The 13,855-nt window shown below is 70.5% G+C and carries 11 protein-coding genes and 1 tRNA gene; 2 read left to right on the forward strand and 10 right to left on the reverse strand.

What is annotated here, in order from left to right:
- Positions 1–56 precede the first annotated feature (56 nt).
- The gene (locus tag ACVDFE_RS04450) at positions 57–737 is read left to right on the forward strand and encodes a site-specific integrase (protein ID WP_458429658.1); all 681 of its coding nucleotides are present in this window, start codon (positions 57–59) and stop codon (positions 735–737) included.
- 19 nt (positions 738–756) lie between these two features.
- Here the strand turns inward: ACVDFE_RS04450 and ACVDFE_RS04455 are convergent.
- A tRNA-Thr gene (locus tag ACVDFE_RS04455) sits at positions 757–830 on the reverse strand.
- Between the two features lie 111 nt (positions 831–941).
- Between ACVDFE_RS04455 and ACVDFE_RS04460 the strand changes: the two genes are divergently transcribed.
- On the forward strand, positions 942–2,300 hold the full coding sequence (locus ACVDFE_RS04460) for a hypothetical protein (protein WP_458429659.1): 1,359 nt from the start codon (positions 942–944) through the stop codon (positions 2,298–2,300).
- Between the two features lie 63 nt (positions 2,301–2,363).
- On the opposite strand, the gene ACVDFE_RS04465 is transcribed toward ACVDFE_RS04460, so the two are convergent.
- From ACVDFE_RS04465 to ACVDFE_RS04505, 9 genes are all read right to left on the reverse strand, one after another.
- On the reverse strand, positions 2,364–3,560 hold the full coding sequence (locus ACVDFE_RS04465) for a DNA polymerase III subunit delta' (protein ID WP_458429660.1): 1,197 nt from the start codon (positions 3,558–3,560) through the stop codon (positions 2,364–2,366).
- Between the two features lie 28 nt (positions 3,561–3,588).
- Entirely contained in the window at positions 3,589–5,634 is a 2,046-nt protein-coding gene (locus ACVDFE_RS04470; RefSeq protein ID WP_360385164.1) for a bifunctional MFS transporter/dTMP kinase, read from the reverse strand.
- An 80-nt stretch (positions 5,635–5,714) separates the two neighbouring features.
- Positions 5,715–6,125 (reverse strand): hypothetical protein, encoded by a 411-nt coding sequence (locus ACVDFE_RS04475; RefSeq protein ID WP_360385162.1) that lies wholly within the window; start codon positions 6,123–6,125, stop codon positions 5,715–5,717.
- 17 nt (positions 6,126–6,142) lie between these two features.
- Positions 6,143–8,905, reverse strand: a complete 2,763-nt coding sequence (gene topA, locus ACVDFE_RS04480; protein ID WP_360385160.1) for a type I DNA topoisomerase — start codon at positions 8,903–8,905, stop codon at positions 6,143–6,145.
- Between the two features lie 139 nt (positions 8,906–9,044).
- Complete coding sequence (locus tag ACVDFE_RS04485; RefSeq protein WP_360385158.1) at positions 9,045–9,617, reverse strand: hypothetical protein; 573 nt, start codon at positions 9,615–9,617, stop codon at positions 9,045–9,047.
- 65 nt (positions 9,618–9,682) lie between these two features.
- A complete protein-coding gene (locus ACVDFE_RS04490; protein WP_458429661.1) occupies positions 9,683–10,225 on the reverse strand; it encodes a hypothetical protein in 543 nt (180 codons plus the stop codon).
- The gene (locus tag ACVDFE_RS04495) at positions 10,222–10,770 is read right to left on the reverse strand and encodes a hypothetical protein (RefSeq protein ID WP_458429662.1); all 549 of its coding nucleotides are present in this window, start codon (positions 10,768–10,770) and stop codon (positions 10,222–10,224) included. Before ACVDFE_RS04495 ends, ACVDFE_RS04490 begins: the two co-directional genes overlap by 4 nt.
- Before the next feature lie 43 nt (positions 10,771–10,813).
- Positions 10,814–11,383, reverse strand: a complete 570-nt coding sequence (locus ACVDFE_RS04500) for a hypothetical protein (RefSeq protein WP_458429663.1) — start codon at positions 11,381–11,383, stop codon at positions 10,814–10,816.
- Between the two features lie 63 nt (positions 11,384–11,446).
- Positions 11,447–13,756 (reverse strand): sodium-translocating pyrophosphatase, encoded by a 2,310-nt coding sequence (locus ACVDFE_RS04505; protein WP_458429664.1) that lies wholly within the window; start codon positions 13,754–13,756, stop codon positions 11,447–11,449.
- Positions 13,757–13,855 lie beyond the last annotated feature (99 nt).

Raw genomic sequence — 13,855 nt, forward strand, 5'->3', positions numbered from 1 at the left:
AGCCGTCACCGGTCATGGCCTGGACTCCAGAGCAGACGGGCGAGTTCCTCGACTTGGTGCACGAGGACAGGCTGTACGGGCTGCATCACCTGATCGCGTTCCGGGGCCTGCGTCGGGGCGAGGGTTGCGGGTTGCGCTGGTCAGACGTCGACCTCGACACGAGGACGGCGACGGTCGCAACTCAGCTCGTGCTCGCCGGCTGGGAGGTCGAGGAGGGAGACCCGAAGACGTCCAGCGGTGCACGAGTCGTTGCGCTGGACGCCGAGACGGTCAAAGTCCTGCGAACGCACAAGGCGCAGCAGGCAGCCGAACGGTTGGAGTGGGGCGAGGCCTGGATCAACACAGGCCGCGTGTTCACCGAGGCCAACGGGACGCCGCTGCACCCAGGCAAGGTGTCCGAGGCGTTCGAGAAGATCGTGGGGACGTCGAGCCTGCCGCCGATCCGGCTGCACGACCTGCGGCACGGTGCGGCGACGCTCGCTCTCGCGGGCGGCGCAGACATGAAGACTGTGCAGGAGATGCTCGGTCACCCGTCCATCACGATCACATCGGACATCTACACGAGCGTCCCGCCCGAGGTCGCTCACCGTGCCGCCGAAGCGGCGACCAAGCTCGTCCCGCGCAAGTCCACCGGAACCGATGGGCATACTTCGAGCACACACGAGGCCCAGAGCAGCGCAGCTCTACAACTCGTCACGAACCTGCGGATACAGAAAGACCCAGGTCAGGAAGCCTGACCTGGGTCTTATCTCACCGAGCCGCCTATCGGAATCGAACCGATGACCTGCTCATTACGAGTGAGCCGCTCTGGCCGACTGAGCTAAGGCGGCGAGACGCGATAACTATAGCTGACCCGTGGACCCGTCACTCACGGGGGTCGGCATCGTTGAACCGACCGTGACCGAGGTCACCGTCTCCTAGTCCGCGTCGAGGAGTGGTTCATGCGTCGCTCGTTCTCCGTGCCGCTGGCCGGTCTGCTGCTGGCACTCGCCGCAGGGCCGGCACTCGCCCAGCCGCCGACCACACCGGTGCCGGGGCCGAGGGACCCGAACCAGCCGCCGGCGTCGTCGCCGAACGGGCCGCAGCCGTTGGCGCACGCGGTCGGTGACGCGGGCACGGGGCTCGCGGTGGTCCGGCTCGGGCCGCAGGGCGTTCCGACGAGCACGATCCTGCCGGGGTTCGGTGAGCAGCTGCCGAAGCAGTCGGTGACCGAGCTCGGGCTGGGGCTGTCGAGCGCGCAGGTCAACACCGAGGCGTTCCTGGCGACGGAACGCGTGGTCACGCAGGCCAACCCGTTCGGGTTCGCGGTGGCCGGTCGGGCGCCGCAGACGCCGGGAACGCTGGTGCAGACGGCGATCCCGGACAACCCGCAGCCCACGAAGGGCGGCCTGCCGATCCCGGAGACGCCGCTCGCGAAGCTGAGCGTGCTCAACGGCAGCGTGCAGGCGCGGTGGGACGAGGAGGTCGGGCCGTGCATCAGCCCGCTCGCCACGGCCACGACGTCGCTGGCCGGGTTGCAGGTGCTGAGCGCGCTGCCCGCCGAGGTGCCGCTGGCGCCCAAGACCGGGCTGGTGAGCATCCCGGACACGTTCGAGGCGAGCTCTGCCGTCCGGCTCGTCGACCTGCCGGGCAGCAAGAACAAGGCCGTCGCGTCCACGTCGACGATGCGAGCGGTCAGCATCGAGCTCGCCGGCGGTCTGAAGATCGACGTGGTCACCCCGCCGACGCTCACCGCCACCGCGACCGGCGACGAGAAGACCTCGACGATCAGTTACACCGCGCCGGTGCTCAAGGTCAGCCAGAACGGCAAGGACCTCGGCACCCTCGACGCCGCCCACCCGGTGCTGGACGTGCCGCTGCTGCTCGACCTGGTCGTGGTGAAGCTGCAGATCGCGGGCCTGACCGAGAAGAAGGCCGCCTTCTCCGGCAACGGCTTCACCGGCTACCAGCTCGGCGCGACCGCGCGGATGCTCGACGTGCAGCTCCTGCCGACGGACAAGCTGAAGCTCCCGAACCTGCCCACCGCGCTCGCGCAGATCTCGCTCGGCGAGCAGATCGTCCGCGCCGCGGCACCGCAGGGCGGCGTGGTGTGCGGAACGTCACAGCCGCCGCAGACACCCGCTCCGCAGGAGCCGGGTGGTGCGGCGGCGCCGCCCAAGAAGGCACCGCCGCTCGCCTACACCAACGCCGCGTACCAGTCGGTTCCGCTGTTCTGGACCGGGGCCGGGTTGTTGCTCGTCGGGGTCGTGGTGGTGGCGGCGCTCCCGGTCCGACGCCGGCCGCGTCGTGTTCCGGGCTGACGCTGGCGTGGCGGAGTCGGGTGCACCTGCTGGGGCGGGCCAGCGGCACCCCAGAACCGCGCGTCAGCCGCGGTGCAGCGTGGTGACCATCGCCTCGATCGCGATGCGCGGCTTCACGTTCACCTCGATCGCCTCCCGGCAGGACAGCACGGCCTCCAGGCGGCGCAGGATCGACTCCTGCGACCACTGGGCGGCGGCGGTGCGCGAGTCGGCGGCGCGGTCGGGGTGCATCAGGGACGCCTCGGAGCCGGTTTTGGTGACCAGGGCGTCGCGGTAGAAGCCGGCGAGGTCGACCAGGGCGAGGTCGAGGGAGTCGCGCTGGGTGCGGGTGGCGCGGGACTTCTGGCGCTTTTCGAGGTCCTTCAACGCGCCCTTCGCGCCGCGGGTGGCGGCTGCGGTGCCCTTGCCGGTGCCGCCGGCGCCCATGGCGGTTTCCAGGGCGGTGCGTTCGGCCTCGTTGCGGGCCTCGTTCGCGGTGGTGGCGTCTTCCTCTGCCGCCTTGATCAGCTCGTCGGCGCAGGTGAAGACGTCGGCGGGTTTGCGCAGGGCCAAGGGGATGCGCAGGACGGCCTCGCGGCGTTCGCGGGCTTCGGGGTCGACGGCCAGGCGGCGGGCGCGGCCCACGTGGCCGCCGCACACGGAGGCGGCCCAGGAGGCCATCTCAGGGGACACGCCGTCGATGACTTCCAGTGCTGAGGCGATGGCCGGGGGGCGGGGGGAGCCGAGGGGGACGAGGCGGCAGCGCGAGCGGATGGTGATCGAGACGTCCTCCGGGTGGTCGGAGGGGGCGCAGAGCAGGAAGACGGTGCGCTCCGGGGGTTCCTCGACGGCCTTCAGCAGCGCGTTCGCGGCGCCCTCGGTGAGGCGGTCGGCGTCTTCGATGATGACGACCTGCCAACGGCCGGACGTGGGGCGACGGGCGGAGATCTGCACGAGGGAGCGCATCTCGGCCACGGAGATCGAGAGGCCTTCGGTGATGACGACGCGCACGTCGGCGTGGGTGCCGTGCAGGGCCGTGCGGCAGCCGGTGCACTCGCCGCAGCCTGGGCGGTCATCGGTGACAACGCACTGCAACGCGCCGGCGAACGCACGGGCCGTGGACGAACGGCCGGAGCCGGGTGGGCCGGTGAAGAGCCAGGCGTGGGTCATCACGCCGGGTGCCGGGGTGCCGCCGGCGACGATCGTGGCGGCTGCCTCGGCCGCCGCGGACAGGCTTGCCACCGCGTCGGGTTGGCCGACCACCTCGTCCCACACGCTCATGGGTGCAGTCTCCCAGCGGCCGGGCCGGTCACGACGTCGGGGCGGGGGCTTCCGCGGGCACCTTCTTGCGGGACGCGAGCAGCGGGAGCACGGCGGTGTGGACGCGGTGCGCGGTCGTATCGGCGTCGCCGTCGGTCTCGACCACCAGGTAGCGGTCGGGGTTCGCGGCGGCCATCTCGCTGAGCAGGCGCTGGACCCGCCAGTGCTGTTCCAGGCCGATCGCCTTGCCGTCGGACACCGGGCGGTCGAGCAGGATCGTCAGGTCCGGGCGCAGGCGGCCGGTGGCCCACTCGACCAGGCCTTCGAGTTCCTGGTGCTCCAGGGTGCCGGTCGCGCTGAAGTGCGCCAGGGGCGAGTCGACGTAGCGCTCCATCACGACGATGGACCCCTCGTCCAGCGCGGGACGCACCTGCCGTTCGACGACGTCGGCGCGCACGGCGGCGGCGACGAGGGCTTGCGCGCGCACGCCGGCCAGCTCGGCGGACGACAGCATCGTGCGCAGACGGCGTTCGTCGTGTTCGGGGTCGGCGGCAAGCAGTACCTCGAACCCCTCGACGCGAAGAGCGGCCGCGAGCCGACGGGCCTGCACGGATGTGTCTTGACGCGTGTCGCCCTCGACGGCGATCAGCAGGCCCTTGGTGCGCGAGCGTCCGCGGATGGCGGCGAACAACGACGACAGCACGCGCTCTTCGCGACGGTCGTCCATCTGCCGGTAGGCGACGAGGCCGAGCACGATCGCGATGACCGCACCGCCGAGCATCACCGGACGGGTCGCGTCGACCTCCATCGGGTGGCCGAAGATGCTGACCGTGCGCTTCTGCAGCACCGCGACCAGCAGCGGAGCACCGGCCGACGCACCGAACAGCACGACCTTGAGCAACGACTGGATCAACGCCACCGTGCGGCCGCGCATCTCGTCCTCGACCTGCGAGCCCACGATCGTGAGACCGGTCAGGAACGCCACGCCGGCGCACAGGCCGACCAGCGACACCATCAGCAGCGCCAGCCACAGGCTCGGGGCCAGCGCGACCAGCGTCAACGTGACGCCCGCGCCGACGATCGTCACGCCGAACAGCCGGTTGTAGGCGAGCCTGCGCGCGAACCGGGGTGCCGTCGCCATGCCGACCGCGAGCCCGAGGAACACGGCCATGAACAGCAGGCCGAACGTCGACGCGCCACCGAGGAGCGAGGTCGCGTAGAGCTTCGCCGTCGCGATCACGACACCGGCCGCGGCGAACGCGCCGATCATGCCGATCACCAGGCCGCGGACCAGCGGCGTCGCGGCGGCGAACCTGACCCCCTCGCGGAACATCGCGACGAAGCCCGGCTTGTCGGCGTCGACCTCCTTCTTCTGCCGCGCGGCCCGGCCGGACAGCTCCGGCAGCCGGGTGGCGATCAGGACGGCGGAGGTGAAGTACAGCAGGCCGTTGATGATCACGGCGATGGTCGCGATGCGGAACTCGAGGTCGCCGCCCTGCAGGTTCAGGTACGCCGGCACGCCCGCGATCAGCGAGTACAGGCCGAACCCGCTGATGGTCGAGATGCCGTAGGTCATCACGAGGCCGAGCTGGTTGGCCGACTCGACCTGGTCGGGCCGGCGCAGCAGGTTCGGCACCGCCGACTCCTTGGCCGGAATCCACAGCATCGCGCAGCAGCCGACCAGGAAGTTCGCCACGAACAGCCAGATCGGCGACCCGATCAGCGCGATCGAGATGAACAGCGACCCGCGCAGGACGTCGCAGACGACCATGACCTTGCGCCGGTCGAAGCGGTCGGCGAGCACCCCGCCGACGGGGGCGAACAGGATGCCGGGCAGCAGCTGGGTCAGCACGACCAGCGACAGCGCGAACGACTGCCACTGGTAGCTGTTCAGCATCTCGGAGACCAGACCGGTCAACGCGAGCAGTGACAGCCAGTCACCGACGCTGCACAGGTAGGTGACGAGCCAGAGCCGGCGGAACGGCCGGATCGCGAGCACCGACCGCAGCCGGTGGACCGTGGACACGCTGGACTGGGCGGACCCGGCCGGGTCTGCCTGCGTCGCTGGTGTGTCCGCGTCCTGAATCTCAGTCACCTCTGCTCGCCCGTGCGGGTGCGATCAGGGTAACCGGATGTAGTGGGTGACGACGCCGGACTCTCGACGTCGAAAGGTCACTATCCGCTGAAGATCGCGCCGAGGACGCTCACGAGCACCAGCACGAAGAAGCCGAGGACGACGATGCAGCCGACCACGGTAGCGGCGGTGTTGGGCTTCTGCACGGGCTGCTGCGCCTGTGCGGCAGGCACTTGCGGCCACTGCGCGGCCTGCTGCCCCGGTCGTGGCCGGCGGCTCTGCGGGCGCCGCCGCTCCTGTTCCAGCTGGGCCTGGACGGCCTGCCGCACCTGCTCGGTGGGATCGGGAGGTGTCGGCACCGCCACACGTGACGAGAACGACGCGGTCCGCAGCGAGGACCACTGGGGTGCCACCCACGTGTCGGCCGTCACCAGCCCGGCGAGCGGGTCGGGGAACAGCGGGGGTGGCGGCGGGGCCTGCGTCCCGTCCGGACCGAAGTCAGAGCTCGGCACCCGCCACCCCCGTCACGTCAGCTCTTCGTCTTCGCCGGGGCCTTCTTGGCCGCCGGCTTCTTCGCCGCCGTCGTCGCCTTCTTGGCCGGTGCCTTCTTCTTCACCGGGCCCTTGGCGCGCTTCTCGGCCAGCAGCTCGGCCGCGCGCTCGTCGGTGATCGACTCGACGCTGTCGGTCTTGCGCAGCGACGCGTTCGCCTCGCCGTCGGTGACGTACGGGCCGAAGCGGCCCTCCTTGATCACCATCGGCTTGCCGGACACCGGGTCGTTGCCCAGCTCCCGCAACGGCGGCGCGGCGGCGGCCCGGCCGCGCTTCTTCGGCTCGGCGTAGATCTTCAGGGCCTCGTCGAGCGTGACCGTGAAGATCTGCGACTCGTCGGCCAGCGACCGCGAGTCGGTGCCCTTCTTGAGGTACGGGCCGTAGCGGCCGTTCTGCGCGGTGATCTCGGCGCCCGTCTCCGGGTCCTTGCCGACCACCCGCGGCAGCGACAGCAGCTTCAGCGCGTCGTCGATCGTGATCGTGTCCAGCGACATCGACTTGAACAACGAGCCGGTGCGCGGCTTCGGCAGCTTCGACTTCGGCGTGCTCTCCTCCGGCTCGGGCAGCACCTCGGTCACGTACGGGCCGAAGCGGCCCTCCTTGGCCACGATCTCGTTGCCCGAGACCGGGTCGGTGCCCAGCGAGCGGCCCTCCTGCGGCGTCGAGAACAGCTTCTCGGCGATCTCCGCGGTGAGCTCGTCCGGCGGCAGGTCGTCTGGCAGGTTCGCGCGCTGCGCGGCACCGTCGACCTCGCGCTCCAGGTACGGCCCGAACCGGCCGACGCGGACCACGACCGTGCGGCCCTCGGAGTCGCTGAACAGCGGGATCGAGTTGACCTCGCGCGGGTCGATGTCCTCGACGCCCGTGCCGACCAGCTTCTTCAGGCCACCGGAGCGGCCGATCGAGCCGTCGGGGCCGACGCTGCCGCCGAAGTAGAACCCGGACAGCCACGTCGTGCGCTGCTGGCGACCGGCGGCGATGCCGTCGAGCTCGTCCTCCAGCGCGGCGGTGAAGTCGTAGTCGACCAGGCGGCCGAAGTGCACCTCCAGCAGCCCGACCACGGCGAACGCCACCCAGGACGGGACCAGCGCCGCGCCCTTCTTCCACACGTAGCCGCGGTCCTGGACCGTGCTGATGATCGACGAGTAGGTGGAGGGGCGGCCGATGCCGAGCTCCTCCATCGTCTTGATCAGCGACGGCTCGGTGTAGCGCGACGGCGGCGAGGTCGTGTGGCCGTCCGGGGACAGCTCGGCGATCGTCAGCGCCTGGTCCTTGGCGAGCAGCGGCAGCCGCGACTCGGCGTCGTCGGACTCGCCACCGGCCTCGGCGTCGACGGTCTCGACGTAGGCCTTGAGGAAGCCGGCGAACGTGATCGTGCGACCGGACGCGGCGAAGGTGACCTCCTGGCCGGTCGCCGCCTTGCCGACGATCCGCACGCTGGTCGTGTTGCCGCGCGCGTCGGCCATCTGGGAGGCGATCGTGCGCTGCCAGATCATCTCGTAGAGCTTGAACTCGTCGGAGTCCAGCTCGGAGGCCACCTGGCCGGGCGTGCGGAACACCTCACCGGCGGGCCGGATCGCCTCGTGGGCCTCCTGCGCGTTCTTGACCTTGCGGGTGTACTGGCGCGGCTTGTCGGCGACGTACTGCGCGCCGTACAGGTCCGTGGCCTGCGTGCGGGCCGCGTTGATCGCGGTCTCCGACAGCGTCGTGCTGTCGGTGCGCATGTAGGTGATGTAGCCGTTCTCGTACAGCTTCTGCGCGGTGCGCATCGTGCGGTCGGCGGAGAACCGCAGCTTGCGACCCGCCTCCTGCTGCAGCGTCGAGGTCATGAACGGCGCGTACGGCTTGCGCGTGTACGGCTTCTCCTCGACCGAGGCGACCCGGACGGGGGCCTGCTCCAGGCCGGCGGCGATGGCACGGGCCTGCGCCTCGTCCAGCACGACCACGTCGGCCTTGCCGGTGAGCTTGCCGTCGGAGCCGAAGTCGCGGCCGGTCGCGAGGCGGGTGCCGTCGAGCGCCACCATGCGGGCGCCGAACTGACGCGGCGTGGCGTCGGCACCGGCGTCCATGACCGCCGAGATGTCCCAGTAGCCGGCGGAGACGAACTTCATCCGTTCGCGTTCGCGCTCCACGACCAGGCGCGTCGCCACCGACTGCACGCGGCCAGCCGAGAGCTTCGGCATGACCTTCTTCCACAGCACGGGGCTGACCTCGTAGCCGTAGAGGCGGTCGAGGATGCGGCGGGTCTCCTGCGCGTCGACCAGGTCCTGGTCCAGGTCGCGGGGGTTCGCGGCGGCGGCCTGGATCGCGGACTCGGTGATCTCGTGGAACACCATCCTGCGCACCGGGACTTTGGGCTTCAGGGTCTCCAGCAGGTGCCACGCGATGGCCTCGCCCTCGCGGTCACCGTCTGTCGCGAGGTAGAGCTCGTCGACTTCCTTCAGGGCTTCCCTGAGCTCGGTGACCAGCGACTTCTTGTCGGCGGACACCACGTAGAGCGGCTCGAAGTCGTGGTCGACGTCCACGCCGAGCCGGGCCCAGGCCTGGCCCTTGAACTTGGCGGGCACGTCGGCGGCACCGCGCGGCAAGTCCCGGATGTGTCCCCTGGAGGACTCCACGACGAAGTTGGCGCCGAGGTAGGACGCGATCTTGCGCGCCTTCGTGGGCGACTCGACGATCACAAGTCGTCGGGTGCCACCCGCTCCTCCGCTGCTCTTTCTCGTCCGTGTCGATCCAGCCACGCCGTCCCGCTCTCTTCCAAACCCGTTCCCAGGCCCGCCAGTGTTGCCCAGCGCCGGCCGAAAAGCACACCATCCGTCATGTCTTCTGCGACGCCTGTTCGACGAGACAGAGTGACACAACCCCGCCGGACTGCCCCGCTCAGGCCGCCGGCCAAGTGCTCATCGCCACCCCGTGGGGAGGGCTTCCGACCAGCTCAGCGAGCCTTGCGAGCCGTCGGCGGCCGGTTACCCGCAGCGCCGGTGCCCCTACCAGGGTGCACGGAAGTCCGGACTGGAGCAGGGCATTTTGCAACGGTGCGTGTGTCTGGGGTGCGTTGGGGTCCAAACCGAGCAGGTAGGCCGACTCCGACCAGCTGCCGGCGGCCAGCGCCCAGACCCGGAGCACCGCCCCGTTCAGCTCGAAGCCTGCGGGCACCGTCTTCGCGGTGCCGTTCAGCCAGTGGGCGGCCAGCGGGGTGAGGTCGGTGCGGAACGGCGTGCGGACGAAGCGCGTGCCTTCGTCGTCGACGCACAGCTCGGAGGTGACGCCGCGCTCGTCGCAGGCCTGCTTGAGGGGCCGGTAGCGCCACTCGTCGCGCAGTTCGACGTACACGCGGGCCGCTGTGCCGCGTGCGAAGCTGACGGCCTGCCCCGGCCCGCAGAGGAAGCCGGCGAGGTCCGCCTTGGCCGGCGTGCGCGCCTCGGCCGAGAAGAAGGACAGCTGCCCCACCACGGCCCACAGAGTAGAACAGGCGTTCGACTGTGACCAGTGGCGCACGCGTGGCCACACCGGTTGGACTACTGCTTCGCCTTCAGCTCGGAGCACGGTCGCGACCGGCCGACGGCGGCCGCGTACTTGGGCGACCGCTCCAGCGCGTCGAACGTGGCCCGCAGCTGTTCGGGCGTGCTGACCTGCGACGTCCTCGCCAGCACCTGCTCGGCGTCGTCCCAGAACCCGGCGTCCGCGGCGAGCACGGTGATCGGGTCCTTCGCCGCCTCGTAGGACTTCGCGGACTCGGTGAAGTACCTGACCGTGCCGTCGTGGACGTCCCGCAGTTCATCCGACGGTGAGCCGAGCTCGGTCAGCTCCCGCACCGCGTCGGTGAGGGCGGCGGCGTTCGCGGTGACGAGCTTGAGGTAGGCGGCCTTGACCGCGGCCGGGTCGGCGGGGTCCTGGGCCTGCAGCTCCTGCCCTGCCCTCAGACCGGGCAGGACACCGCCGCAGAACGCGTCGACCCACCGGCCCTGGGCGTCGGTGAGGGGCTTGTCCTCGTCCGAACCGCACGCCGTCAGCAGCGCCGTGGCGGCCAGCACCGCCGTGACCAGCCTGGTCCGGGTCACCGGGGTAGCTCCTCGCACTTGCCCGCCTTCTTCATCGGCTCGGCCAGCCCGCTGTCCTCGAAGCGCTTGCGCACGTCGGCGCCGGTGTTCTCGAACGCGGCGGCCTTGGTCATCAGTTCGGTGAACGCGGTGACCACCGCGGTCGCGTCGGACGAGGAGTCGATCTTCGACCTGGTGTCGGAGAGCACCGCCTTGAACTCCCCCGTGCTGTTCTCCACCGCCCCGACCAGCTCCTTCGCCTTCGGGTGCGGTCCGTCCTCCAGCGCCTTCAGGTCGTTCACCGACCGGTCGGCGGCGGTGATCTGGGTGGTCAGCCAGCCCGAGAGCCCGGCCTTGAGCTTCGCGGGGTCGCTCAGGTCGATGGACGGCTCCCCCGCCATGGCCTTCGTCGTGCCGCCGACGGCGCCGCAGACCTGGTCCAGCCACGCCACGACGTCGGCCTCGGTGGGCGCCGCGGGCGTGGACGCGGGGGTGCCGCCGGTGCAGGAGGCCAGGGCCAGGCTCGTGGCGACGGCGAGGACTGCGCGTGCGGTGGAGCGGGTCATGGGCCGCAAGCTACTCCGGGCGGTGGTGCCGCACAGGTCGGGCTCAGCCCGTGGGGGCGGCGCCGAGCCGCTGCATCTCCTGGCACTTCTGCGCGCTCTGGGCGGCCTTCTGCAGCTCGGGAACGGCCTTGAGGTCCCTCAGCGGGTCGGCGAGCTCGGAGAGCTTGGAGATCGCCTCTCCCGCCGCCTGCAGGCCGCCAGTGGCGTCGTTGGCGTCCGCCTGCTCGATCTTCACCTTGGCGTCGGCGAACAGCGTGCCGAGCGCGGTGAAGGTCTCCGACATCTTCGTCACGGCCTCGTCACCGCCCGCGACGGGCGACGGCCCGACCTGCTTGAGGTCGGCGGCGGACTTGGTGAACGCGTCGGCGTGCTGGCCCATGTAGGCGGCCATCTCGGCCTTGAGCTTGGCGGGGTCGCCCGCGTCGAGCTTCGGCGCCGTCTTGTCGACCTTGGCGAACGCGGACGCCGCGCCGCAGACCTTGTCCATGTAGGTGACGGCGACGGCGTCGGGCTGGCCGCTGGTCGGCGTGGACGTGCCGGAGTTGCCGCCGTTGGTGCACCCGGCCAGCGCGATGGCGGCAACTGCGGTAGTGGCGACGAGGCTGCGCCTCATGTCGTAACTCCTCGGTCGGGGTACGTCGGTGGACACCCGAACGTACCCCGACCGGCGGTGGAACTACGCGGCGCCGTTGCTGACGGCCTCCGCGGGCGAGTCGGCGATCGCCGTTCCGCGGCGCTTCGACACGATGATCGCGCCGATGATGATGACGGTGGCGACCACCGCGATCGCGATGCGCAGCGGCGCGGACGCGTCCGGGCCGATGGAGAACGTCACGACGGCGGGGGCGATCAGCACCGAGACCAGGTTCATGACCTTGATCAGCGGGTTGATGGCCGGGCCGGCGGTGTCCTTGAACGGGTCACCGACGGTGTCGCCGATGACGGTCGCGGCGTGGGCCTCGGAGCCCTTGCCGCCGTGGTTGCCGTCCTCGACCAGCTTCTTCGCGTTGTCCCACGCCCCACCGGAGTTGGCCAGGAACACCGCCATCAGCGTGCCGGTGGCGATGGCGCCGGCGAGGTAGCCGGCCAGCGGGCCGACGCCGAGGCCGAAGCCGACGGCGATCGGGGCGAGCACGGCCATCAGACCGGGGGTCGCGAGCTCGCGCAGCGAGTCCCTGGTGCAGATGTCGACGACGCGGCCGTACTCCGGCTTGACCGAGTAGTCCATGATGCCCGGGTTCTCGCGGAACTGGCGGCGCACCTCGAACACGATGGCACCGGCGGCGCGCGTCACGGCGTTGACCGCGAGGCCCGAGAACATGAACACGACGGCCGCGCCGATGGCGACGCCGACGAGGACGTTCGGGCTGAACACCACGTTGGTGAACGAGATGGGCAGCGAGCCGATCTCGTTGCCGATCTTCAGCACGGCCTGGTCGATCGCGTCCTTGTAGGAGCCGAACAGCGCCGTCGCGGCGAGCACGGCGGTCGCGATCGCGATGCCCTTGGTGATGGCCTTGGTCGTGTTGCCGACGGCGTCGAGCTCGGTGAGGATCTGCGCGCCCTCGCCGTGCACGTCACCGGACATCTCGGCGATGCCCTGCGCGTTGTCCGAGACCGGGCCGAAGGTGTCCATCGCGACGATGACGCCGACGGTGGTCAGCAGACCACAACCGGCCAGCGCGATCGCGAACAGCGCGACGACGACCGAACCGGACAACAGGAACGCGCCGTAGACGGCGGCACCGATGACCAGCGCGGTGTAGACGGCCGACTCGAAACCGACCGAGATGCCGGACAGGATGACGGTGGCCGCACCGGTCAGCGAGGTCTTGCCGACCTCCTGCACCGGCTTGTGCTCGGTGCCGGTGTAGTAGCCGGTCAGCCAGAGGATGACGCCGGCCAGCACGATGCCGATGATCACCGCGACGGACGCGATCAGCGCCGGGTTGCCGCTGGTGCCCTTGATCGCGTCGGAGATGCCGTTGAGGTCGGCGAAGGAGCTCGGCAGGTACGTGAAGGCCGCGATCGTGCACAGCACCGCGGAGATGACCGCGGAGATGTAGAAGGAGCGGTTGATGGCGGAAAGGCCGCTTTCGCCCACCTTCGCCCTGGTCGTGTAGACGCCGATGACCGCGGTCAGCACGCCGATCGCCGGGACGATCAGCGGGAACAGCAGGCCCTGCACACCGAACGCGGCGGTGCCGAGGATCAGCGACGCGACCAGGGTGACGGCGTAGGACTCGAAGAGGTCCGCGGCCATGCCGGCGCAGTCACCGACGTTGTCGCCCACGTTGTCCGCGATGGTCGCGGCGTTGCGGGGGTCGTCCTCGGGGATGCCCTGCTCGACCTTGCCGACCAGGTCGGCGCCGACGTCGGCGGCCTTGGTGAAGATGCCGCCACCGACGCGCATGAACATCGCGAGCAGCGCGGCACCGAAACCGAAGCCCTCCAGGACCTTCGGGGCCTGACCGGCGTACACGAGCACGACGAGCGCCGCGCCGAAGAGGCCGAGGCCGACCGTGGTCATGCCGACCACGCCGCCGGTGCGGAACGCGATGCGCGTCGCCTTTTCGCGACCGCCTTCTTCGTTCGCGGCGGCGGCGACACGCACGTTGGCGCGCGTGGACAACCACATGCCCAGGTAGCCGATGATCGCCGAGAACGCGGCACCGACGATGAAGAACAAAGATCGGCCGATTCGTTCGGCCAAATCATCTGCCGGTAGCGCGAACAGCAGCACGAACACGATCACGACAAAGATGCCGAGCGTGCGGAACTGCCGGTTGAGGTAGGCCGCTGCGCCCTCCTGAACCGCCCTGGCGATGTCCTGCATCTTGTCGGTGCCCTGGCCGGCGGCCAGCACCTCCTTGAGCAGCACGTACCCGACGGCGAGAGCAGCCAGGGCGACCACGGCGACCACGGCTACGACGCCGCGATCACCTCCGGAGAGCTCAAGGCCCTCCGCGAGGAATTGCCGGGACATCCGTCCTCCTGGTGAGTTGCCATGTGCAGCGCCAAGGCAGACCAGCCGCCCAGCGCGACGTGACGCATCCCTCATTGGATGCGATGAGCGGGGAGTCTA

Source organism: Lentzea chajnantorensis, from assembly GCF_054300775.1.